The organism is Bacillus sp. BF2-3, from assembly GCF_008368795.1.
GTDB classification, from domain to species: Bacteria; Bacillota; Bacilli; order Bacillales; family Bacillaceae_G; genus Bacillus_A; species Bacillus_A cereus.
In genome coordinates this window covers 97,612-121,346 of sequence record NZ_QOSA01000007.1, presented here as the reverse complement: position 1 = coordinate 121,346, position 23,735 = coordinate 97,612, and the positions used below count along the sequence as shown (strand labels likewise).

The following is a 23,735-nucleotide window of genomic DNA, read 5'->3' as shown; positions in this document are numbered from 1 at the left end:
GAAGCTCACAGCCAAAGGCTTCCCTCTCTGAAAATCGTAAAAAATTGATCATGTCCTCATCATCACTTCTTGATGTCGAATTTTGTAGTTATTGTTCATTATATTGAATTGTTAGAAAAAATCAATATATTTTTTTATATAACATAGGAAATATTTCTCTTCTTATATTATAACAGAACATACAAAACTTCTCTAATTCCCTAAAAATGGTATAATCCATTTAGGAGGTGTACTAATAATGATTGCTGTCTTTTGTATCATTGCTACGTTTCTCTCTATTCTATTCGCTATCATGCATCGGCACAAGTATCCTGGTTATAGCATTTTAGCGGTAGCTATTATACCAGCTGTTTCCTTCTACGTATTGGGTAAATATCAATATACGGAAGTGTTTATCGGTTTTGCAATCTTCTACTGCATCTTCGGATACATACTAACAATGAAAAGAATTTTATTGAATCATTAAAAGGGACCGATTTCTGCTGACAGAAATCGGTCCTCGCACGTACCTTCCGGTTGCCCACACGAAAGATACATAAATCAATTATTTATCTTCTTTTTTCATAAAAAACTTATGGTGCGGTAAATCAACATTCAATGCCTCTAATTGTTTCTTTTCGTTGTCTAAAATCGCTTTTGCTTTTGTTTTTGTTGCTTCATCTAATCCAGCAAAGATGTCTTCATGCTTCTCTTTCTCTGGAAGTTTCACACCTAATTTTGTTAATTCTTCTTTTGCTTGCTCATGCGTTAATTTTCCGGATTTCTTTTGCTCTAAAATTGACTTCGCTTTCTCTTTTGTCTGTTCATCTAAGTTAGCAAACATGTCTCCATGTTTACCTTTCTCCGGCATTTTCACGCCTAGCTTTGTTAATTCCTCTTTTGCTTGCTCATGCGTTAATTTTCCAGATTTCTCTTGCTCTAAAATGGACTTCGCTTTTTCTTTCGCCTGTTCATCTAATCCCGCAAACATTTCTTTGTGCTTACCCTTTTCCGGGAACTTCACGCCTAATTTTGTTAATTCTTCTTTTGCCTGTTCTCGTGTTAATTTACCAGACTTCTCTTGCTCTAAAATGGACTTCGCTTTTTCTTTCGCCTGTTCATCTAATCCTGCAAACATGTCTTTACGCTTCTCTTTCTCTGGAAGCTTTACACCTAGTTCCTCTAACTGTTTCTTTGTATCGTCCATAATTGTTTTTACTTTTTGTTTTGTAGCGTCATCCAAATCCTTTTTCGCCGTTTTTGCAGGCTGATCCACTGCTGGAGTATTCGTTGCCGCGAATGCCGGAATGCCGACTCCTCCAATGATTCCGAATGATAAAGCACCTGCAATCGCTAAATAACCAACTGTTTTCTTCTTCATAGGAAATTTCCTCCTTCATATTTCTAATGCATGTACACTTTCGTATACAATGCCTATAGTAATGTCGGTTTCTTAACATTTCCTTAACGATTTAACAAAAAAACACCGCTCGTAATGAGCGGTGTTTCTCTATGCTTTTTGTAATTGTAACTCTTCACGTTCCATTATTTTTCTTAATACAATTGTTTGTGTCATTGTAAATAAGTTACCTGTTATCCAGTACAACACAAGTCCTGATGGCGCCGCAAACCCCATAAATAGAATCATTGCCGGCATCATAATTTGCTGCATCTTTAGCATCTGTACTTGTTCTCCAGGTGTAATATTCGATTGGAAAACTTTCATCTGAATAAATGTCGTTAACGCTGCAATAATCGGTAATATATGATATGGATCTGCATGTCCTAGGTTCACCCATAAAAACGAAGATGTGCGAATCTCTTCAGTTCTGCTAATCGCATAATACAAAGCAGAGAAAATCGGCATTTGTATAAAAATTGGCCAGCAACCAGCAAGTGGATTCCAACCGCCTGATTTCATTAGTTCTGACATTTCTTTTTGATACTGCTTTTGTTTTTCAAGGTCTTTGCTTACATCACCGTACTTTTTCTTTAGCTTCTGCAATTCAGGTTGCATTTTCTTCATTTTCGCTTGGCTGCGATATTGCGAAACAGCTAATGGAATCATTGCTGAACGAATAACGAGCGTCATAATAATGATAGCAATCCCAAAGCTAGCTCCAGGTATATGATGAGCAACAAATTGAATCATAAACGAGATTGGATATACAAAATAATGATCCCAAATTCCCGTACTATGTGCATCAATTGGGGCTGCATTACTGCAACCAGATAAAACAAAAACAAATAATAATGATAAACTAACGAGCACAGCTCGGTATGATTTTAACATGTTCATTCCTCCAATGTTTCGTAATTATTTAGCGAAACATTGGCGTATACGGACCGACCTCGTCATTCTCTTCACTTGATTCTTGTCTACGTACAGAACGAATCATTCCATATTTATAAAAAATAGAAAATAGCGGTACATTTCCCGCACTATCTTCACATGTATCAACTAACGCAAAAGCTCTTTGTCTACCGCTTGATGCTTGTTGACGCACAAAGCGAGAAACATTAGCAAGGAAGAAAACTTCTAATAAACAAAGTGCCGTCGTTACAAACGATATATATAGAATTGCATCCTGCAATAAAAATTCCATCGCTTCACATCCTTAATAAGGTCATTTTAGCACATCGGGCAAATATTCTCTATTTCCTTTTATTTTCAAAAAAAGTATTTTGCATATTTTCTCAAGAAAACAATAATTAAGAAACGTTGTATTCGCTTTCTTTAGCATATTCACACACATCAATGAATAGGCTTGATTTATTAGAAATTTATAAAATTTTCGCATTATAATAAAACTATTGCCAGTTTTTGAAAAAACCTTTATTCTCTTCTTGTAATCAAAAATGAATATGGAGATGAAACATACTATGGGTCAACTAGGAGACGCCGATTACGTTCCCGACACCGCCTTTTTATCCTTCCCAGCAGCTAAAACATTTCACTTAGAATTTATGATACAGTTGGTTGTTATTTTTATAGCTTCTATTTTGTATGCAATTTCTATGAATATGTTTTTTATCCCGCATAATATGATTAGCGGTGGATTCGCTGGTGTAGGGATGATTATCGGTTATTTAATGCACTACAATATCGGTGCACTTATCTTTTTACTAAACATTCCTCTTCTTATTTTAAGTCACTTTTACTTAGGCAAGAAGACAACCTTTTTAACAGCTTACTTTGTAGCTGTGTCATCGTTAGCGATGAACATTATCCCGGTACACCAAGTTTCAGACGATATTTTACTTTCTTCTGTATTCGGTGGTGTTATCTGCGGAGCAGCTTCAGGAATTATATTCCGATTTGCTTCTTCAACAGGTGGTTTTGATGTTGTTGGATTGATTGTAGCGAAATATCGAGATGTTTCAATTGGAGCAATCATATTTGTATTCAACTTAATCTTACTTGTAGCAGCAGGTTTTATTTTCGGATGGGATATTACACTTTATACGTTAATTAGTCGATTTGTAGTCAGCAAAGTTATCGACGCTGTGCATACGAAACATATTAAATTAACGATAATGACTATTACAGAAAAAGGCGAGGAAATAAAAAGCGCACTACTACATCACGGCATACGCGGGGTGACAATGGTAGACGCTGTCGGCGGCTATACAAACCATAAGAAAAAAATGATTTACACTGTCGTGACTCGCTATGAGTTAGGCGAAATGAAACGTATTATCCGTCAAGTGGATAACAAAGCATTTATGAACATTACTGAAACAGTTGAAATTGTCGGCCGTTTCAAACGCATATAAAAAGGTTAATAAATTAAAGGGCATAACATATTAGTCATATATAATATGTTATGCCCTTTGTTATTCAACTAACGTACCTTTTAGCATAATAAAATCACTAAGTTTATTACTACAAATCGGAGGATAGCATTCCATATACAATACTGTCTGTCCATTCACCTTTATTCCAAAAATCTTGTATGAAATGGGCTTCCTTTCTCATACCTATTCGTTCACACAATTTTTGTGAAGCTGTATTACGTGCATCAAGATTAGCCTGTATACGATGTACATTACATTCATTAAATAATTTCAATACCAAACTACTTACTGCTTCTGTCGCCAAACCTCTCCCAGCTACTTCATTTGAAAAACTATAACCAATCTCAACAGTGTCTTTCATATTTGTGTACCATACGGATAAATCACCAACTACTTTAGTTTTGTATATAACTGCCAAACTTAATATTGTTTCTTTAGTAAGTACATTATTTGCTAACTTCTTATTAAATCTTTTCTGCATGTCTTCATGAGTCCACTTATTATGTAATAGGAACTTACATGTATCATCACTATTATAAATAGCAAATACATCCTGTAAATCAGTACTCTTAAAAGGTCTAATTATTAATCTTTCTGTTGTGAACTCCAAGTTAGCTCTCCTCCCTTACATTCATGCTATAAAACATTTTTTATAGTATTTAAGCCTCATTCTTAGATCTCACCTTGATTACATATTTCATCATAATAAATTAAAATCCTTCTTCCACTAAACTGCACCGTTAATGGTATTTCCTTGCGCTTTTTATTTTTTACACTTATTACAAAATCAGATAATTCTATTATTATGTCTATAAATGTGTTATAATGAAAGCAGACTCACAAAAAAAGAGTATATAGACTTGGAAGTTTCTCTTATTTTACAAGCAAAAAGAAACGAGCAGTCGGGTATATTTCAGACACCATACACGTAACGGTTTAAACAACCGATCATCTTAGTTACTCTTCAATGATCTTTTTATAAAAAGATACGTACAATTAAAACTCACTTCAATATACTATACCTACCTTTTTGACTTCCAAATCATCTTATTACATAAGGAGATGAACATATGAATCAATATATACGATATACAATAGCTGTCCTGTTTGCTATTATCGGCGGAACAATCTGCTTCTGGACAAACACTCAGCTTGGAGAGAATATCATCTTTAATGGAATCGAAACACTTGTAAGCGCTTCAATTTTAGGCGGATACATTTACTTCCTCTTTAATCCAGCAGAAAATGCTCAAAAAACAATGTTATTAACAATGATCGGAATCGTTGGTGGATGTATTTCCTACTCAATGACAAACTATACATTACCACTTCAATTAAGCTCAGCTTTCTTCCACGGTCTATGGACTTGGTTCATTGCATTCTGCTTAGCAGACGTATTCAACCTATTACAAGACAATGAAGAAGATAGCGGTCGCCAAATTGAAAGTAACTCTTAAGCTGGAAGATACTCTTCCAGCTTTTTCATGTTGGTTTGCATACCCCGCATCACGATAAAAAGAAGTTGCCCTCACAGCAACTTCTTTTCCATATACCCCACTTCGTATTCACTAAAATATATCAACGATTTTTCAAGTATATCGATCGTTTCTCCACTTATATCAACGATTTTTTCATTATATCGACGCTTCGACACAAGATATCGATTTACCGACAACCTTCGACACTCAAAACGCACAACATACCCTATCCACCAAGCAATTTACTGCCGAACTCTACGATTAAAAAGATAATTAATAAGATCGCGAGTATCTTTAATGCTACATACGCCACTTTAAAAACAGCATAAATGAGCAAGACGATTAAAATAATCGTTAAAATTTCCATCTAGAATTCCTCCAACCTTTGCTCTTCTTATCTCATTTTACTCGTCCTAGGCTGTTTATGGAACGGCATAAGATGACATAGAAAAAAGAGGATACCTCACCCATCGTAAGATACCCTCTCTTTCAGCTGCTCAAACCATTCTCTTTCTACTTGTAAATATCCCATCTCACTCTTCTCGGCGCTCTTTAATTCTTGATCGGCTTTCTTCATATAAGTACGGGACGCTTCCATATTACCTTCTACATATCTAATAATTCCTTGTGTACGGTAATATCCACTTAGGTCCATTTTTGTAATAGCCTTTGCATGTTCCTTTGCTTCTTGCAAAGAAAGACTATCCATCTGATAAAGGGCTTTATATAAAAGGTACCAACTATGAAAACTACTAACGAAAAACTTATTTTCTTTCGTTACAGGTAGTTGAACAATTCGTTCTATATACGGTATCGCTCTTTCCATTCCCTCTTGATCTGCACGAGCAAAAAAGACGAGCATAAGTCTACTCATTATCTCTCTTATCCCTTTATTCTCTTTTATTTTCTCCTCACTCAATTCTACTAACCTTTCATCCCAATCTTTCGGTCTTTTATAACTAAATAACTCACTCGATATTTGAATCTCATATAAGTGATTTCTAGCTCTTTCATCATCTTTAATTAAAATAAGAAATTGCATCCCATCACTCATAAGCATTCCTTTTATCGGCACAATTGTAACCGCAAAGATTGCAAAATGGAAAAAGGAAAAATATAAAAGATATTGATAATAACTCACCATATATATGTAACCGGAAGTAATACCAAATAGTAAACTCGTAATCGGTCCACCTAAAGTGAGCCACGCCCACTTTTTCGAAAGATTCGGTGTCTCTATAGAAGGTGGTACTAGTGTTGCAACGCCTCCAAAGTACGCCCACAATTTATTTTCTCGAATGCGTAATTTTCCCTTTTCTTTTTGAATAGTAATGGGTCCTACTGTCATAAATTTAAATGTCAAACCACCTATTACACCAAATACTACATGTCCTAGCTCATGAATGGCTAACACTAACAATGAAATTCCAACTATTGCCCATAAGTTCAAAATTACTTCTAATTTCCCAGTTCGGATTACTCCGTATAAAATGGACAGAATTAGCGCCACTGTCATTGAGCCAGCTGGCCTTCTTAAAATATCCACCTTTTTCTCCCCTTAATAAATCATTTTTCTTTGCATTTCGTACATGAACTTCCCGAGATGCAATATCCAAATAAATGAGATTAAGCCAATTAATACAAAATCGATATCACTAGCAGCTGTATATATAACGGCAGCCCACCATACATATGCCAATATTGTATTCGTAAATTCATACGCTTTATATCCAGCCTCATGCACAATGTGCTTTAATCCTTCATCTGCGTTTTTCGTCCACATTTTCATAGATTCCATATACGTTACACCTTGTTCAGGATATAGCTTATTATAACGATTTTTTGTTATAAGTCCGATAATTACTACAGTAGTTAAACAAACAATAGAAGCTACTAAATTCCACACCGCAAATGAAACATTTGTATCCTGCAACAGTGCACGTCTACATGTAATAACTGCATATACAAACCATGCCTGCGTAACTATATCGCCTACACGTAAATATATACTTATAATGCCTAATTTTCTGCCTTGTACGCTCTCTTCTTCATCGCGTGCCTCTGCTAACATACGTGTATTCTTCCAAGTATAGTACATCATTAAGATTCCAAAAATAGTACATATACCTATAAATGTATTGGATGATAATTTTCTCGGTTCATCCGAGAGTAAATTTAAAGCTATATAAGACGTTAAAAAGCCACCCATCATACTTAATGCTATTTTCCCCACAGAATCAAATTGTTTTTTTCGCTTACTCTTACTCTTCATCGTCCTCTTCCCCCTCTACTAACGTAAATATTTCCTCCACCGGTACATTGAAAATTTGTGCGATTTTTAACGACAATACGATAGATGGTGCATAATCCCCGCGCTCAATTAAACTAATCGTTTGCCGTGATGATCCAATCGCTTTCCCTAAATCCCCTTGTGATAAACGATGCTTTGCTCGCAATTCCCTCACTCGATTTTGAAGCTTCATGTCTTCCCTCTTTTTCATTTATTTAATTAAAATTGTAAATAATATCCTTATCTTTGTCAATTATAATTGTCATTACGACTATAATAATTGACAAGATACTTATTTCTTATCCTGTATCAAATTCCTATAAAGAATGTAAAATGTGCATTAAACATAGTCTTAAAAATAAAAAAGTCAGTGCTTTTGCACTGACTTCCTAAATTCTGACATAGAATGGATTTCATATTAACTTGCGTTTTGTAGTAATACTCGTTTTAACTGCTTACGGAAACGAATACCTAACGTAACCGCTACAATCACAATAACTCCAAAAATGATTTTACCGATATGACCTTCTAGCACTCCAAAGATATCATGTAAGTTTCCACCTAACCAGTAACCACCGATTAAGAAGAATGATACCCAAAATAGAGCACCTGAATAAATTGTAATGGCAAAACGACGGAATGGTAAATTAATAATTCCTGCAAAGTATCCTGTGAAATGACGTACACCAGGAATAAAGAAACCAATAAAAATTAAGAAGTACCCATACTTATCAAACCACATTCTCGTTAAGTCAATTTTTCTTTGCGTTAAAAATACGTATTTCCCATACTTTTGAATGAAAGGCATACCTAATTTATTTCCTAAAAAGTATTGAATCGTCATTCCTACACTTGTCCCAATAAAGGATAGAATAATTAAAATCGGTAAACTTAAATCACCCTTATGTGCTAAAAATCCCGCATATGCTAACGTTGGCTCTCCCGGAAACGGAAGTGCAATATATTCTAACAGCAAGCCGACAAGTACAACATAGTACCCGTATTGCTGAAATAATTCATGAATCCATTCCATGTCATCTCTCCTTTCAATCACGTACAACTTCTTACTATTATTGTATAAAAAAATTGTCGAAATAACTATCACAATAGCTTACATTTTTATTACATTTTTGTAAGGGTCACACTAGTGATTTTCGTTCTTTATTAAATAGTAAAAATCATTTTTCAAGTCGAAATAGCGAAAAGGCGCATTAATAACATGCAGATTTTATCCATTTTTTAGCACTAAAAACCTCTCTTATTTTGTTCTCAATAAAAAACCATCACAAACTCATACTAACTTCATATTAGCTTCATATATGTATTGTAAGATTATATCGGAATTTGTTGAAAAATTTAACCAATATATGACTAAGCATTAATTTGAATAAATATAAGTCGTTTTTCGAAATTGAAAAAAGGGTGAATACGAAATGGAAGCATATAAAATGCACGATTTTATTAATACAAATGTTGAATCTCATCAAAATGAAACCGTTTTTAATTTACAAATATGTGAAACAAGTGAATTTGACGTAAGTTTAACAAAATCTACAACACTATCTTTTATCGTTTCAAAAAAGAATATTAAAATTGTCACGAAAAAATGGATTAATTCAAATCAAGAAAGCATGATTGGCAAAAGCTACATCATTCCAACAAAAGCTTTTCATTATTTCTTACCAATCATCTCTGAAAATGAAGATGAGCTAAATATTCAAGTTCAAAGTTTTGGACTACGTGGTGAGCTTTTATTAAATGAAAGATTACTTATTGATAACAACAACAAACACAACAGCAAAATCACTACATTCTTTGAAACATTAGATGAAAATGTAAATAAAGCATTACGAGGATTACAACTTCATTGTATGTAAGACTCTTACGATAGTAAAAGGAGAATAACAATGAAAAAATTATTATTAAGCGCACTATTATCATTAGGATTTTTAACTCTTCCATTCTCTAGCGCAGAGGCAGCTACAACGAAAGATCAATTAATCGTAGACACTCAGTTAAATAAAATGGATTATTATCAGGATGGAAAATTTATAAAAAGTTTTACTGTCGCTACTGGAAAAGCTGCAACACCTACACCTAAAGGCACTTTTCAAATCGTAAATAAAATTAAAAATCGCCCTTATTATACAGGCAAAATTAAAGGCGGCGATCCACGTAATCCACTTGGTGACCGTTGGCTCGGATTAAATATGGCAGGAACTTACGGAACAACTTATGCGATTCACGGAACTAACAATAATCAAGCAATCGGCAAATGGACAACACTTGGTTGTATTCGTATGTATAACAATGATATACACTGGTTATTTGAGCGCGTTCAGCAACAAGCTACTGTCACTGTAAAATAGCCTAAAAACAAGATTTATGTGTAGCCAAGAATTTTATGTCTTGGCTTATTTTATTTATTCATTTACAGTAGCAAAACAACTGTATTTACATATATAATAGGAATAGATTTGATTAGCTAATATTTAAACATTGATAAACGTAGATATTAAAATTATACAGTTATAATGTTTTATAAATTTTATAATACATACTATAATAGAACTACTGTAATTCTGAACTATTCAGTAACACTAAACTATTCCCCTTGCTACCTTCATGATTATTTTATAGCGGGGGCTTATTATATGTATAAACAATCTGAGTCACTCGAAAAATGATGAATTCGAATATTGCAGTAAAAAGCGTTATTTAGGAGGTGTTACTATGACGCATATACTGGTGATTGAAGACAACCCAGATATACAAGAACTTATTCGTGAATTTCTAATGGCACAAAACTTTACAGTTGATGTAGTTGGTGCTGGAACAGAAGGTATTCTTCTTTTCCAAAAAAATTCATACGATCTTGTCCTCCTCGATGTAATGTTACCAGATATAGATGGCTATAGTATTTGTAAAATTATGCGAGGACAATCTGATGTACCAATCATTATGTTAACAGGCTTACATAATGAAGAAAGTGAAATTAAAGGATTTGAGTTAGGTATTGATGACTATATTACGAAACCGTTCCATTATACTGTATTTATTAAGCGTGTAGAGGCTGTATTAAGAAGGGCAGCAACGAAGGAAGCAGAAGCTGCAACTATACTACAATTCCATGAATTGATGTTAAACTCTACAGCATATGCAGCTTATGTTCATGGTAATCAAATTGAATTGACAACAAAAGAATTTGAAATTATTTATACTTTACTGCAAAATCGAGGAAAAGTATTATCAAGAAGTGATTTGTTGAATAAGGTATGGGGCTATGAACATTATGGTGATGTAAGAGTTATAGATACACATATTAAAAACTTAAGAAAAAAATTAGGAATTCCTTATATTAAAACGGTGAAAGGCATTGGCTACAAAATCGAATCGTAGCAAAGACAACATCACCAAAAATATTTTCATCAAAACCTTATTATTTTGTATTCTTTTATCACTTTGTCTTTATCAAATTATTTACTTTCTAGCTTCAAACTACGATAAAGAACGTTTTGCGAAAGAAAATGGAACGCCGACTACAGAACAGGCCGATTCAGATAAGCAAAACGACGGAAGTAAAACGAAGCAAAATAAAGCTGTGTCAGAGGGGAGCATTTCTAATTTCCAATCTTCTATTATAGATTATAAATCTCTTTCTACAGCTATCAATCACCTTTTGCAGCCTAGCCAAACTGTAAAGGCAAAAGAACATACACAAAATCTTTCGGGGAAAAATAGCACTTCTAATCCGCCTACAGAAGCAGAAAAGAAAGCCGCTAATAATGATGCCTTACATACACAAAATGCAGCAAGTAAAACAAATGATACAAATGATAATCCAAAGTTAGCAGATGCGTTGCAGCAATTAGCTCCACATATTGGCGCGACAATGCTTGCATTATCACTACTCGGATCTTTAATTTATACAAAACTAATTGCCAAACCTTTTCAATATATGAGCGATGCTTTAAAAGATATTATGAATCTTGATTTCTCAGATAAAAAGCTACTTAACAAAAATACAGATCAAACAGATTTTAATTTGCAAGTAGCTGCTTCACAAGTACCAAATATTGTGAAGAATTTACATGCAAGCAATCAAGATTTAAGAAATGAGCTCAAGAAGGAACAACAATTAGAACAATCTCGTAAAGAATTTATGTCTATGGTATCCCATGAATTAAAAACACCAATCGCAGCCGTTATGGGACAACTAGATGGCATGATTCACGGAATTGGAGCTTATAAAGATAGAGATAAGTATTTGAAACGTTCCTACGAGATGATGCAAGACATTAACATATTAACGGAAAAAATGTCGGAATTATCCAAAATACAAAACCCTCAATTTAAACCGAATTTAGAAGTCATTTCTTTATCTAATATTATTGAGGATGTTATGAAGAAAGTAGATTACTTTGTATCTGTAAAACAATTAAATGTACAATCTAATATTAAACACGACGTACAAATTTTAGCTGATCCTAAATTTATTCAAACTGCTATTTTTAACATTATTTCAAATGCAATTCATTATACAATTGACCATCAGCACGTATATATAAAGCTTTATGAAAAACCAAATGGTTACGCATTAGAAGTATTAAATACAGGTTCACAAATTGATGAAGATAAACTTGCTCATTTATTTGAGCCTTTCTATCGCGCAAACCCTGATAAACACGGTTTAGTACAAGGTAGTGGTCTTGGATTATATATCGTGAAACAAATATTAGATAAACATCAGTTTCCTTATGGGATACAAAACACGCCTCAAGGTGTAAAATGTTCTATTGTATTCCCAAAAGCAATGTAAAAACCTACTACAATTTCATACCCCAAATTCATACTTCGTATGAGTGGCGGAATTTTGTAGAGTATATGACTCTGTTTCGTTCGCCCGTTATCCTTATTTGGATAGCGGGCGTTTTTTATTACTTAAAAGGAGGATTTTTTATGGAAAAGTTTAAATATTCATTGCTCGTTTTATTCGGTGCTTGCAGCTATGGCATACTTTCAACTATTTTCAAACTCGGATTCATAAATGGATTTTCAGCACATCAACTATTAGGGGGACAATATGTCTTCGGATGGATTGGACTATTTCTACTCGTTCTTTTCTTTTCACGTCATAAAGTAACAAAAAAACAATTCTTTTCCTTACTAACCGTCGGAACAACAATGAGTATGACCGGGATTTTCTACGCTATTTCTGTAGAAGAACTACCCGCATCTATCGCTGTCGTCCTACTCTTTCAGTTCACTTGGATTGGTGTCATTATCGAAGCAATTGCAAATCGAACATTTCCAAGCCGCGATAAGATTATATCTATCCTTATTTTATTTGCTGGTACATTGTTTGCAGGTGGTGTATTTGAAGGCCTCGGACAAAGTTTTTCTACGAAAGGGATTATCTTTGGACTATTAGCTGCTGTCTCTTTTTCATTCTATGTTTTTGCAAGCGGGCGCGTCGCTACGGATGTTCCGCCTTATACGAAAAGCTTCCTTATGACAACAAGCGCTACTCTTATCGTATGCCTATTCTTTCCGCCAACCTTTTTAACAGACGGTGCTTTGCAAGCCGGTCTATGGAAATATGCTTTCTTCCTCGGATTATTCGGCGTTGTTGTACCTGTCATTTGTTTTTCAATCGGTGTACCAAAGGTTGGAACAGGGCTTGGTACAATATTAGGTGCAGCTGAATTACCAACTGCTATTATTGCTTCTATTACACTTGTACATGAAGTCGTAACGTTCATGCAGTGGATTGGAATTATTTTCATATTAGTTGGGATCTTCACTCCTAAGCTGCTTACGGCTAGGAAAGAAAGGAAACAAAATCGCGTGCATAGCGCTTGAAAAAATACAGAATTTATATAAAAGATATAACTGCAATTAAAATAAGTAAATTTATCTGGAGGTATAAATGACTATTTTAAGCATCGTATTTTTTGCTATTATGTGTATCTTCTTCCTAATAAGATATATGAAAGAAAAGAAATTTTACGATTTACTTCTCATTCCCGTTTGTATATATGCAGGAGCAGTGAAAACTCCTTTCGTAGAGTACTTAAACTTTAATACTACATTTAAAATAACGTATGATATTGCAGCTATTATTCTTGTAATCCTTGCTGTACTTTTCTTTTTGAAAGATAAGAAAGAGAATCATACTGCATAACAAAAGACCTTTCATTTACTTGAAAGGTCTTTTTCTCTATCTCATTTTACCGCTCCATACAGCTTCTCTATCTCATGCTCAATTTGTTTTACATCGATTCGCTCAAATAATGGCTGTACGCTATCAATTCTACTTGGCAACGTATTTTGCGGTTCCCAATTTCGTTTCACAATCGACAATGTGTTTCGAACTCTTTCACTTGAAAATGGTAAAAACGGTTCAAGGAGATTTGCAAAATTAGCGATAAGATACACACAGTTATAAATCGTTTCTTCACATGAAACTGGATCATCTTCTCTTTGTTTCCAAGGCTGCTTTTCATCAAAGTATTTATTTGCAAAACGTACTGCATCAAATATTGTTTCTAGCGCCACCTTAAATTTAGTTTGCTCAATCGCCTCTCCTACACGCTTATATAATCCTTCTACTTTATCTTTCAGCTCTACCTCAATACTTCCCTTCGGCACGATACCACCATAATATTTTTCGATAAACTTTAATGTCCGGTTCACAAAGTTCCCGTATGCACCTAATAATTCACTATTATGACTGTAAATAAATTCCCGCCATGAAAAATCAGTATCGCGATTTTCTGGTGCGTTGACGGTTAAAAAGTAACGAATAGAATCTGGATCATAGCGTTCTAATATGTCAGGCACCCATACTGCCCAGTTTTTACTTGTAGATAATTTTCTTTTTTCAACTGTTAAATATTCATTCGAAACGATATGACGCGGGATTGCTTCCTCCCCTATTCCAAGTAATACCGCTGGCCAAATGACGGAATGAAACGGAATATTATCCTTTCCGTGCACATAATATGTTTTCACTTCGCTATCCCAAAACTCTTGATCATCTTTCCCTGTTTCTTCAGCCCAATGTTTACTCGCTGAATAATAGCCTGTCACTGCTTCAATCCATACGTAAATTTTCTTATCTTCATACCCTTCTACTGGAATTGGTACCCCAATTGGTAAATCACGTGATACGGCCCTATCTAGTAATCCTTCCTTTACATATCTCTCTGTTAGTTGAATCGCATTGTCGCGCCATGTCCCTGTTTGCTTGGCAATTTCTACAGCCCTTTTAATTTGCTCCTGAAATGTATGCAATGCGAAATAGAAATGCTCTGTTTCCTGTACAGATGGTGTACTACCACATAACTTACATTTCTTTTCTAACAAATCGAGTGGATCTAAAATAGCAGAACACGCATCGCATTGATCTCCTCTTGCTGCTTCATGGCAATGTGGACATATTCCTTCTACATAACGATCCGGTAAAAACTGCGTACACGTTTCACAATACGCTTGTTCCACTATTTTTTTATAAATATGTCCTTCTTCTAATAAACGTAAAAAAACATTTTGAACCGTTTCATGATGGTGCTCACTATCTGTACGTGTATAGCAATCATAAGTAAAACCAAGGCTACGAAAACATCGCTGGAACTCTTCATGATACTGATCAGCAATTTCCTTCGCCGTCACACCTTCTTGTTTTGCCCTAATTGCAATCGGTGTTCCATTACAATCACTTCCTGAAACATACAGCACATTCTCACCTTTTGACCGGTAATAACGTGCTAAAATATCTCCAGGTAATAAACTCGCAATATGACCAAGATGTAATGAACCATTCGCATACGGCCAAGCGCCCCCAATAAAAATACTCATCTTACATTCCTCCTTTAAAATATAAAAAGCCCCGCCCCTATCTTAAAAAAGATAAGGGCGGGGCTGTATAAACAGTCGCGGTACCACCTTATTTCGCCAATCACTCACATAATTAGCCTTAACAAGTACGGAGCTCTATGCTCTTATACTGTGGTTTTGATAACGAGTACCAACTCTCGTCGCCGCCTACTATTATCATTTGATAAGTTCAGGACGAAGCTCAAAGGCCATTGTTCAAATGAATATTCTTGCTTCTTCTCAGCTACCGAAGCTCTCTGGAAAGAATGTGTTCATCCTACTTTTCCTTTTCAACGCTTTTACGTATAACAAGTATTGTACGACTTAATCACAGAAAAATCAAACTTTTATCCAGAACGAAAAGGAAATCCCATCCTCCCGCAGAATACCTATACGTTCACAAAAGGAGTGATAACATTGAACCAAAAACAACTAAGCGCTATAAATGAAAAAAGCTGGAATACAGCTGCTTATGAAGCTTGGACGAATCGCCATGGGGCACCGGAGGATTATGCGAAAAAAATTATGGAAGATCCCACACGCGAAGTAGCACATTATTTACCTTATATACAATCTCCAAAAGGAAAACGTATTATTAACTTACTCGGCTCAAAAGGAAATAAAGCTGTCGCACTTGCCCTTTTAGGCTCTGACGTAACAGTTGTTGATATTTCAGCAAGTAATGCAAAATATGCAAATGAACTTGCGGACGCAGCAGGTGTCTCTATCCAGTATGTCGTTTCTGATGTATTAAATGTGCAGCTCTCCGAATCATTTGATATCGTATTGCTGGAACTTGGTGTACTCCATTACTTTCTAGATTTAAAACCACTCTTTCAAAAAATTGCTACTTTACTTAAGCGAGATGGAATGCTTATCCTTCGTGACTATCATCCTGTTTACACGAAATTATTAGGAGTCGACCACCCATCATTTCAGGCCAATGGAAATTATTTCGATGAAGAATTAATTGAAGATGATGTTGCTTATAGCATCCTTCTTACAGAAGCACAGAAAGAATCGCTACCTAAAACAACCATCCGTCGCTGGACGCTAGGAGAAATCATTACAACACTTGCGGAAGAACGTTTTAAAATCGAAAAACTAGTTGAAGAACATGGATCTCATCAAAGATGGGTCTTTTCTTCTACTGCACCAGAAGGAATCGAAGAACGTATCCCTGGTCTATATACAATAATTGCGACAGCATGCAAAAAAGGATCCCTTCACGGATAGGATCCTTTTTGCATGCTCACGCATATAAGTTGAGGTTGGAGATTACCATAATTCTGTAGAATAGGACACAAGATATTTCAACATTTCGTCTCTGACTTACGTCGTCAAAAAGGGGTATGACCAACATAACGAAGAGTAATGTTTTTAGTTGATACTGATAATCGTTATCAACTAATTAGAAGTATACATGATGTCATTTCAAATTTCAATAGCATTTCTAATATTTATTTATGAATTTTATGATATGCAAATGTATACATTTTAAGAACTTTTTCTAATACTAATCTGACTCCTTCCATTATCTGCTATAATTTTCATTGAACAGATTAATAACTTCATAATAATGTTTTTATTAATTTCGTTTTAAATATCTATAAATCATAATAAACAGTTTAAATGAGGGTAGGGGTAACGATGAAATATGTTAGTATTCGAAAAAAACTACTGTTCACACTCTTAAGCATTTCTTCTTTATTTAGTATTGCTCTTATTGTTATTCTTTCATTCGCCATGAATCAAGCAAGTGAAATCGAAACGTTAAAAAATGATGTATCAAAAAGAGCGACGATTTTAAAAGAACGTGGCGATTGGTTCCAAGCACAAGTTGCTGGTTTACAAGAATATTTGCTATCACATGATCAAAAAGGATTAGATAAGTTCAATCGAGAAGGGAAAAAATTAGCTGATACTAGAGAGAAAGTAACAAGTGACAAGAAGCTCCCAGAAGGAATGAAAGAAGCTATTTTAATGGGTGGAAAATGGCGTAGCGTCATAGATAATGAGGTACTACCTCTTGCGCGTGAAGGAAAATGGGACGAAGCATCCAAAATTGCTTTATCACAAACAGATTATGTAAATGATCTTTTAGGTCGTTTTAATAAATATACAAATGAAGAGAATGAGAAACGTGACGCATTAATTGCTGATGTCGAGTCTTCTTCATCACTTATTCAATATATTATTTTCTTCTCACTTATTACATGTACATTAACGTCTATCTTATTAGCATGGTGGTTCTCTGGTAAACTCGTTAAACCAATTCGACAAATTGATGAGAAGTTAAAAGAATTAGCTTCTCAAGACGGAGATTTAACGGCTAGATTACACGTAACAAGTAAAGATGAAATTGGTGACATTGCAAATTCCTTTAATCAAATGCTCACTAACTTACAGCATATAATAAAACAAGTTCAACAAACATCAACAAGTGTAAAAGAAGCTTCCGAAAATGTATTTATCGAAACAACCGCTTCTATGGAAAATACCGCAAGAACCCAAGAAACTATGAATGCTCTTGAACACAATATTCGTTCACAAGTTTCTAGCATTGAAGAAAGTTCAACCGCAATGGATGACATGGCAACGAGTGTTCAGCGTATCGCTGAGTCCGCCTCTTCTGTTACTAGTTTAGCTGTCACAACTTCAGAAAAAGCAGATGATGGGAATAAAGTCATTGAGAAATCTATTACACAAATGCATACAATTAACGAAGCTGTTAACGCTACATCACAAGTAGTTGAGCGACTCATTACACATACAAATCATATTGATACTGCACTTCAATCTATTTCGAATATCGCTGAGCAAACAAATTTGCTCGCTTTAAATGCTTCTATTGAAGCAGCTCGTGCTGGTGAACACGGCAAAGGATTCGCTGTTGTTGCCGATGAAGTTCGAAAACTTGCTGAACAATCTCAACTAGCCGCAACTGACATTAACCATTTACTTCATCAAATTCAAGCTGATACAAAAATAGCAAATGATATGATGACACAAGGTCAAGCAGAAGCTTCTGAAGGAATTACGGTTATTCGTACCGCCGGATCTTCATTCTCAGAAATTGTTAACCACATTAACAAAGTCTCTACACAAATGCAAGAAATGTCTGCAACTGCTGAAGAGATGGCTGCAAGCTCTGAAGAAATGAACGCAGCTTTAAATAATATCGCTTCTATTTCAAACGAAGTTGCTGCAGAAACATCACAAACAGCGCATTCGGCTGGTGATCAAGTAAACAAAATGAGTATCGTGGCTAACAAATCATCTGAAATGAAAACAATCGTACAAGAACTTGAAGTTCTCGTCTCTCATTTCAAAACAAACGCTTAAAGTGAAAATGACACGAGCTCAAAGGTATAGGAATGAAAGTTTTACAGTCTCTCTTTTTTCACTTTAAAATATCTCTTTCTATCTCTCATTCCGTCTGCTATAATTCCTAAAGGAAATAAGAAAGCTTTATTCCAACTGGAGTAAAGCTTTCTTTCAATTTTTTACATTTATTAATTCTAATACTAAGATTTCACAAAGGAGGCTTTTAATTATATGAATTTTGTAAGTATCAGAAAAAAACTTATGTTCATGATGGGAACGATTTGCGCTTTATTTGGTGTCGCCTTAGCATTTATTTTATTTTTTGCTATCGACCAATCTCGTAAAGCTGAAACATTACAAAAAGAAATTTCTCCACTGGCAACAGAATTGAAAGAGCGTGGAGACGCTTATCAAGTACAGCTCTCTGCTTTAAGAGGTTATTTACTACAACATGATCAAGTCGAATTAGACAAGTTTAATGAGATGAGTAAACGTCTTGAGGATTCAAAAGATAAACTTCTTTCTAATCCAAATCTTTCTTCGTCCGTAAAAAGCACAATGGAATTAGGGTCTACTTGGAGAAAGTTCATTGAAGAAAAAGTATTCACTCTTGCAAAAGAACAAAAATGGGAAGAAGCTTTACAAGTAGCTTCTTCAGAAAACGGAACGGTCTATAAAGTAATTGGTGACTTCACAAATTACAGTAATGAACAAGCTAAATTACGTGAACAATCTATTGAAAAAATTGATCAATCTGCACTCTTAATCGAATATGTTATTTTCTTATCACTTGTTGTATGTATTATCGTTGCAATTATTCTTGCATGGTGGTTCTCTGGTAAACTGGTGAAACCAATTCAACAAATTGACACGAAACTAAAAGAATTGGCCTCTCAAGAAGGTGACTTAACGGCACGTCTACAAGTAAATAGCAACGATGAAATAGGTGCTATCGCAACATCATTTAATAAAATGTTAGAAAACCTACAACATATTATTAATCGTGTTCAAAAAACATCAGTGGAAGTACAAACCGCTTCTGAAAATATGCTAGAAAAAACGAATACATCACGTGAGGCGACATTAAGAGTCCAAAGCTCGATGTCCAACTTAAATGCAAGTATTCAATCACAAACTTCTAGTATGGAAGAAAGTTCAACTGCAATGGATGATATGGCAGTAAGTGTTCAGCGCATTGCTGAATCTGCTTCATCTGTAGCGGAACTTGCTGTTGCCACATCTGAACATGCTAGCGATGGCAGTACCGTTATCCAAAAATCTGTTTCACAAATGACAACAATACACGAAGCTGTAAATGCTACGTCAGAAGTGGTTGAACGTCTAATCACTCATACGAAATATATTGATACTGCTGTACAATCTATTTCTAATATTGCTGAGCAAACAAACTTACTTGCTTTAAATGCTTCTATTGAGGCAGCTCGTGCTGGTGAGCAAGGAAAAGGATTTGCTGTCGTAGCTGACGAAGTTCGAAAACTTGCTGAACAATCTAAAACAGCTGCAACAGACATTAATCAATTACTACATCAAATTCAAAATGATACAGAAACTGCTAGCTCTATGATGTCTCAAGGCCGTTCTGAAGCATTTGAAGGTATCAATGTTATTCGTGAAGCTGGTACTTCTTTCACAACAATTGTAGAACAAGTAAATAAAGTATCTACTCAAATGCAAGATATATCAGCAACTGCTGAAGAAATGGCTGCAAGTGCTGAAGAAATGAACGCTTCACTTAATAACATCGCTTCTATCTCTACTGAAGTATCGAGCGAAACTGCCGCAACGGCACAATCTGCTGAACAGAAAGTTATTGTTATGAATGAAATGGCAGTAACTGCCGGAAAAATGAAACAAACAGTTGAAGAGTTAGATCAACTCGTATCTCATTTTAAAACAGAATAGATGTTCAAAAAATATCCCTTCTTTGAAAGAGGGATATTTTTTTGAGCTCATTTCCTGCACATTATGCTCATTTCCGTTATAATGAGAATCGATATCATTAAAGTGTAGGAGGGGCTGCTTATGTCACAAGAAGCATTTGAAAATAAATTACTTGCCAATTTAGAGGCTGTTATTGACCCTGAACTAGGTGTTGATATCGTTAATCTTGGATTAGTTTATGATGTTACAGCAGATGAAAATAATAATGCTGTCATTACGATGACTATGACTTCTATCGGTTGTCCAATGGCTGGGCAAATCGTATCAGACGTTAAAAAAGTATTATCAACAAACGTACCTGAAGTTAATGAAATAGAAGTAAATGTCGTTTGGAATCCACCGTGGTCGAAAGAACGTATGTCACGTATGGCGAAAATCGCATTAGGTATTCGCGACTAAATAAAGTGGAAATTTCATCATTTGCGGATAGCGGGATAAAGAAAAGACCTGACTAGGATGTCAGGTCTTTTCTCTTATTATTTTACACCTACTGCATCATAAGCTTTCGTTACAGCTTGTACAGCTTTAGAGTTTTTACCATATAAATCTTCAGCTGACTGAAGAGCAGCTTGACGCATCATTTTGAAGTCAGAGTTTGCAGTTAAATATTTCGTAAGAGCACGGTAGTAAATTTTTTCTGTCGCTTCACGGCCCACTCCAGTTACTTTCACGCCGTAATGATCTCCGCCTTCAGATACTAAATATGCAGCTTTATTGTTAATACTGCTGTTAATATGAACACCGCCATTATCAGCTGTTCCAGTATAACGTTTACTATAGTGATCTGGGTAACCTTCACTTGGTTTTAATGGATTTGGAATAGACGCTGGGTCTTTAAGAGAGCGAAGTGCATCACCAGGTTTATCAGGTGTATAAATATCAGCACCTAAATCCCAGCTCTTCTTCTCAACCATAACACCCATAATATCAGATAACGATTCATTTAACGCCCCTGACTCATTTTTGTAAACAAGGTTTGCTGTATGTTCAGTTACAGCATGCGTTAATTCGTGACCGATAACATCAAGTCCAGCAGATAATGGAATGAATGTTTTTCCATCGCCATCACCATACATCATTTGCACACCATTCCAAGCTGCGTTATTCCAGCTCTCCCCTACGTGAACAGTTGAAATAAGCTTCGCACCTTTATCATCGAAAGAGTTACGATTAAATGTCTTTTTGTAGTAATCATATACTTTTCCTGCATTTACATGCGCATCAACTGCAGCTTTATCTTCGAAGAACTTAGATTTACTTTCAACTTCTTCTCCTGTATATCCAAGCCATTGTGAGAATAAATTAAACCAGTTCTCGTCCATATTTTCTGCATCAAATGTATGAACACCTTGTCCTCGTTTACCATCAAACAAGTTGAATTGTCCTGTTTTCGTATCTTGAGCAATTTCAAATGATTGTCTAGCACCTAATACTCCGTAACCAAATCCAGTAATGTTATCTACAGCGTTATATTTCTCAATAACATTTCCATTCGTTGCATCAACAAAATAATGCCAATACCCTGGAGCTGGTTTTGAAATCGATGCCTTAACTAAGTATGCAAGGTAGTAATTACCGTCTTTTTCATATACAAATAAATCTTTTTTCACACCATCATAACTCTTTACTTTACCAATTTCTTTCTCAATATCTGCCTTTGCAATTGTTTCTGCTTGTTCCGCAGTAATGCTTGCAGCTGCAGGAATATTTTTATCATCTAAATTCGGAATAACTTGTCCGAAGAATGCTTTTACATTATTCTCTTTATCAAGTGTAACAGTTTGATCAGAACCGTACACAGGAATGTTATTATGTTTCTCAACTAGCTTCACATGTGTCGTATCAGATTCAGCGTCTTTTTCTTCCCCAACGATATTAAAATGCTTTTCAATATTTCCTGCTAATTTAAACATATCTTTCTTACTCTCTAAGTATTGAAAGACTGTCTCTTTTTTATCTAGTCCTTCCGGTGCTTTCCATTCTTCACCTATGTATGCAGGTGTTTTAAATTCTTGATGATATTGAATTTTTTGTTCTTCCGCTTTCGTTGTCGTTGCCCCAAACGCTCCAAATCCCCCGGCGATAACAGTTAACGCTAATGCTGATGAAATGACTTGCTTTTTCACTATAACATTCCCCATTCCCATAAAGATTTTTGACACTTTTATACAATTCTTATTTTCCCAGCTGATACCTCTACCTAAAATTTGAGAAACATTTTTCAGATAATTCTAATCAAAAAAAGAGGACATCTATCGGATGTCCTCTTTTCTATAAACCTTTTATTGTTTTTTCAATTCAATTGCTAAATAGTGTGATTGCTCTTTCGCTTGAATGTGAATATCTTCTTCTACAGATTCTGCTGCATCCCGCATAACAAACGTTTCACCATTTATTACACTGCTTCCTTCAATTTGTACAAGGTACAATTGACGGCCTTCTTTCACTGGAAAATGAATTTCTTTTCCAGCCTCTAATGATAAAGAATATAAATTCGCATCTTGGTGAATTTGAATTGGTGCATTTCCTTCTACTGAAGATACCATATGGAACCATTCATCTTCACGCTTGCTCCAATCAAATTTAAACTCACCATAGTTTGGTTTATGATCTGCGCGGTCTGGTAAAATCCAAATTTGTAATAAACGCAGCGTTTCATCGCCTAAATTATGCTCGCTATGAAATACACCCGTGCCAGCACTCATATATTGAACATGTCCACGCTCAATTGTTCCGCGATTTCCCATGCTGTCTTCATGTGTTAAAGCACCATCTACAACGTAAGAAATAATCTCCATATCACGGTGCGGATGCATATCAAAACCAGTTTGCGCCGCTACTAGATCATCATTAATAACACGTAACGCTCCGAAGTTCATGTTATTTGGATTATAGTAATTGGCAAAAGAAAAATGAAAATGTGTATTTAACCAACCATGATTTGCTCTGCCCATATTTTTATGATCAACTTTTCTAAACATATCCTTCACCTCATACTATCTCGAATTCGAGATTTATTTTAA

At 35.0% G+C, this 23,735-nt stretch carries 25 protein-coding genes and 2 other annotated features (1 of these 27 running past the window's edge); of the genes, 13 read left to right on the top strand and 12 right to left on the bottom strand.

The genetic code is table 11. The features are described from left to right. Positions 1 to 72, bottom strand: a binding site (T-box leader) (it extends 165 nt beyond the left edge of the window). Positions 73 to 238: 166 nt separating this feature from the next. Next, positions 239 to 466, top strand: a complete 228-nt coding sequence (locus tag DN401_RS08100) for a hypothetical protein (RefSeq protein WP_000562231.1) — start codon at positions 239 to 241, stop codon at positions 464 to 466. A 78-nt stretch (positions 467 to 544) separates the two neighbouring features. Here DN401_RS08100 and DN401_RS08095 read toward each other — a convergent pair whose 3' ends face one another. The 3 genes from DN401_RS08095 to DN401_RS08085 form a co-directional block, all read right to left on the bottom strand. Continuing rightward, on the bottom strand, positions 545 to 1,360 hold the full coding sequence (locus DN401_RS08095; RefSeq protein WP_000730850.1) for a hypothetical protein: 816 nt from the start codon (positions 1,358 to 1,360) through the stop codon (positions 545 to 547). Between the two features lie 129 nt (positions 1,361 to 1,489). Beyond that, positions 1,490 to 2,272, bottom strand: coding sequence for a membrane protein insertase YidC (yidC, locus tag DN401_RS08090; protein WP_000920522.1), 783 nt, complete (start codon positions 2,270 to 2,272; stop codon positions 1,490 to 1,492). 28 nt (positions 2,273 to 2,300) lie between these two features. Beyond that, positions 2,301 to 2,585 (bottom strand): hypothetical protein, encoded by a 285-nt coding sequence (locus DN401_RS08085; protein WP_000394930.1) that lies wholly within the window; start codon positions 2,583 to 2,585, stop codon positions 2,301 to 2,303. Positions 2,586 to 2,862: 277 nt separating this feature from the next. Between DN401_RS08085 and DN401_RS08080 the strand changes: the two genes are divergently transcribed. Further along, entirely contained in the window at positions 2,863 to 3,756 is an 894-nt protein-coding gene (locus DN401_RS08080) for a YitT family protein (RefSeq protein WP_000530044.1), read from the top strand. Positions 3,757 to 3,865: 109 nt separating this feature from the next. Here the strand turns inward: DN401_RS08080 and DN401_RS08075 are convergent, their stop codons facing one another. Then, positions 3,866 to 4,387, bottom strand: a complete 522-nt coding sequence (locus tag DN401_RS08075; RefSeq protein ID WP_149287653.1) for a GNAT family N-acetyltransferase — start codon at positions 4,385 to 4,387, stop codon at positions 3,866 to 3,868. 460 nt (positions 4,388 to 4,847) lie between these two features. Between DN401_RS08075 and DN401_RS08070 the strand changes: the two genes are divergently transcribed. After that, positions 4,848 to 5,234 carry a DUF3938 domain-containing protein gene (locus DN401_RS08070; RefSeq protein WP_001077771.1) on the top strand — a complete coding sequence of 129 codons (387 nt, stop codon included), beginning with the start codon at positions 4,848 to 4,850 and terminating at the stop codon, positions 5,232 to 5,234. A gap of 247 nt (positions 5,235 to 5,481) precedes the next feature. Here DN401_RS08070 and DN401_RS08060 read toward each other — a convergent pair whose 3' ends face one another. The 5 genes from DN401_RS08060 to DN401_RS08040 form a co-directional block, all read right to left on the bottom strand. Beyond that, the gene (locus DN401_RS08060) at positions 5,482 to 5,622 is read right to left on the bottom strand and encodes a DUF3985 family protein (protein ID WP_000404782.1); all 141 of its coding nucleotides are present in this window, start codon (positions 5,620 to 5,622) and stop codon (positions 5,482 to 5,484) included. Positions 5,623 to 5,718: 96 nt separating this feature from the next. Beyond that, a complete protein-coding gene (locus DN401_RS08055; RefSeq protein ID WP_002182986.1) occupies positions 5,719 to 6,771 on the bottom strand; it encodes a zinc metalloprotease in 1,053 nt (350 codons plus the stop codon). A gap of 42 nt (positions 6,772 to 6,813) precedes the next feature. Further along, positions 6,814 to 7,527, bottom strand: a complete 714-nt coding sequence (locus tag DN401_RS08050; RefSeq protein ID WP_000837753.1) for a DUF3169 family protein — start codon at positions 7,525 to 7,527, stop codon at positions 6,814 to 6,816. Continuing rightward, entirely contained in the window at positions 7,517 to 7,738 is a 222-nt protein-coding gene (locus tag DN401_RS08045; protein ID WP_000776168.1) for a helix-turn-helix transcriptional regulator, read from the bottom strand. Before DN401_RS08045 ends, DN401_RS08050 begins: the two co-directional genes overlap by 11 nt. 225 nt (positions 7,739 to 7,963) lie before the next feature. Next, entirely contained in the window at positions 7,964 to 8,578 is a 615-nt protein-coding gene (locus tag DN401_RS08040) for a DedA family protein (protein ID WP_000454754.1), read from the bottom strand. A 400-nt stretch (positions 8,579 to 8,978) separates the two neighbouring features. Between DN401_RS08040 and DN401_RS08035 the strand changes: the two genes are divergently transcribed. From DN401_RS08035 to DN401_RS08010, 6 genes are all read left to right on the top strand, one after another. After that, positions 8,979 to 9,422: a DUF3978 family protein gene (locus DN401_RS08035; RefSeq protein ID WP_000388769.1), complete on the top strand. Its 444-nt coding sequence runs from the start codon at positions 8,979 to 8,981 to the stop codon at positions 9,420 to 9,422. Positions 9,423 to 9,452: 30 nt separating this feature from the next. Further along, positions 9,453 to 9,914, top strand: coding sequence for a L,D-transpeptidase (locus DN401_RS08030; protein WP_000735063.1), 462 nt, complete (start codon positions 9,453 to 9,455; stop codon positions 9,912 to 9,914). 364 nt (positions 9,915 to 10,278) lie between these two features. Then, positions 10,279 to 10,944 (top strand): response regulator transcription factor, encoded by a 666-nt coding sequence (locus tag DN401_RS08025; protein ID WP_000148833.1) that lies wholly within the window; start codon positions 10,279 to 10,281, stop codon positions 10,942 to 10,944. Then, the gene (locus DN401_RS08020; protein WP_000201958.1) at positions 10,922 to 12,364 is read left to right on the top strand and encodes a sensor histidine kinase; all 1,443 of its coding nucleotides are present in this window, start codon (positions 10,922 to 10,924) and stop codon (positions 12,362 to 12,364) included. Before DN401_RS08025 ends, DN401_RS08020 begins: the two co-directional genes overlap by 23 nt. 140 nt (positions 12,365 to 12,504) lie before the next feature. Continuing rightward, entirely contained in the window at positions 12,505 to 13,407 is a 903-nt protein-coding gene (locus tag DN401_RS08015; protein ID WP_000410482.1) for an EamA family transporter, read from the top strand. 67 nt (positions 13,408 to 13,474) lie between these two features. Next, positions 13,475 to 13,729, top strand: a complete 255-nt coding sequence (locus DN401_RS08010; protein ID WP_000154129.1) for a hypothetical protein — start codon at positions 13,475 to 13,477, stop codon at positions 13,727 to 13,729. Positions 13,730 to 13,770: 41 nt separating this feature from the next. On the opposite strand, the gene metG is transcribed toward DN401_RS08010, so the two are convergent. After that, positions 13,771 to 15,405, bottom strand: coding sequence for a methionine--tRNA ligase (gene metG, locus DN401_RS08005; RefSeq protein ID WP_071740913.1), 1,635 nt, complete (start codon positions 15,403 to 15,405; stop codon positions 13,771 to 13,773). A 50-nt stretch (positions 15,406 to 15,455) separates the two neighbouring features. After that, positions 15,456 to 15,726: a binding site (T-box leader), on the bottom strand. Positions 15,727 to 15,840: 114 nt separating this feature from the next. Here metG and DN401_RS08000 point away from each other — a divergent pair. From DN401_RS08000 to DN401_RS07985, 4 genes are all read left to right on the top strand, one after another. Continuing rightward, positions 15,841 to 16,659: a class I SAM-dependent methyltransferase gene (locus DN401_RS08000; protein WP_149287652.1), complete on the top strand. Its 819-nt coding sequence runs from the start codon at positions 15,841 to 15,843 to the stop codon at positions 16,657 to 16,659. Between the two features lie 414 nt (positions 16,660 to 17,073). Continuing rightward, positions 17,074 to 18,768: a methyl-accepting chemotaxis protein gene (locus tag DN401_RS07995; RefSeq protein WP_000878446.1), complete on the top strand. Its 1,695-nt coding sequence runs from the start codon at positions 17,074 to 17,076 to the stop codon at positions 18,766 to 18,768. A 213-nt stretch (positions 18,769 to 18,981) separates the two neighbouring features. Beyond that, positions 18,982 to 20,673 carry a methyl-accepting chemotaxis protein gene (locus tag DN401_RS07990; RefSeq protein ID WP_001012211.1) on the top strand — a complete coding sequence of 564 codons (1,692 nt, stop codon included), beginning with the start codon at positions 18,982 to 18,984 and terminating at the stop codon, positions 20,671 to 20,673. A gap of 120 nt (positions 20,674 to 20,793) precedes the next feature. Next, positions 20,794 to 21,111: a metal-sulfur cluster assembly factor gene (locus tag DN401_RS07985; protein WP_000076422.1), complete on the top strand. Its 318-nt coding sequence runs from the start codon at positions 20,794 to 20,796 to the stop codon at positions 21,109 to 21,111. Positions 21,112 to 21,188: 77 nt separating this feature from the next. On the opposite strand, the gene nprB is transcribed toward DN401_RS07985, so the two are convergent. Both nprB and DN401_RS07975 read right to left on the bottom strand, forming a co-directional pair. After that, positions 21,189 to 22,838 (bottom strand): neutral protease NprB, encoded by a 1,650-nt coding sequence (gene nprB, locus DN401_RS07980; protein ID WP_000745123.1) that lies wholly within the window; start codon positions 22,836 to 22,838, stop codon positions 21,189 to 21,191. Positions 22,839 to 22,994: 156 nt separating this feature from the next. Then, positions 22,995 to 23,693, bottom strand: a complete 699-nt coding sequence (locus tag DN401_RS07975; protein WP_000488927.1) for a pirin family protein — start codon at positions 23,691 to 23,693, stop codon at positions 22,995 to 22,997. Between the last annotated feature and the right edge of the window lie 42 nt (positions 23,694 to 23,735).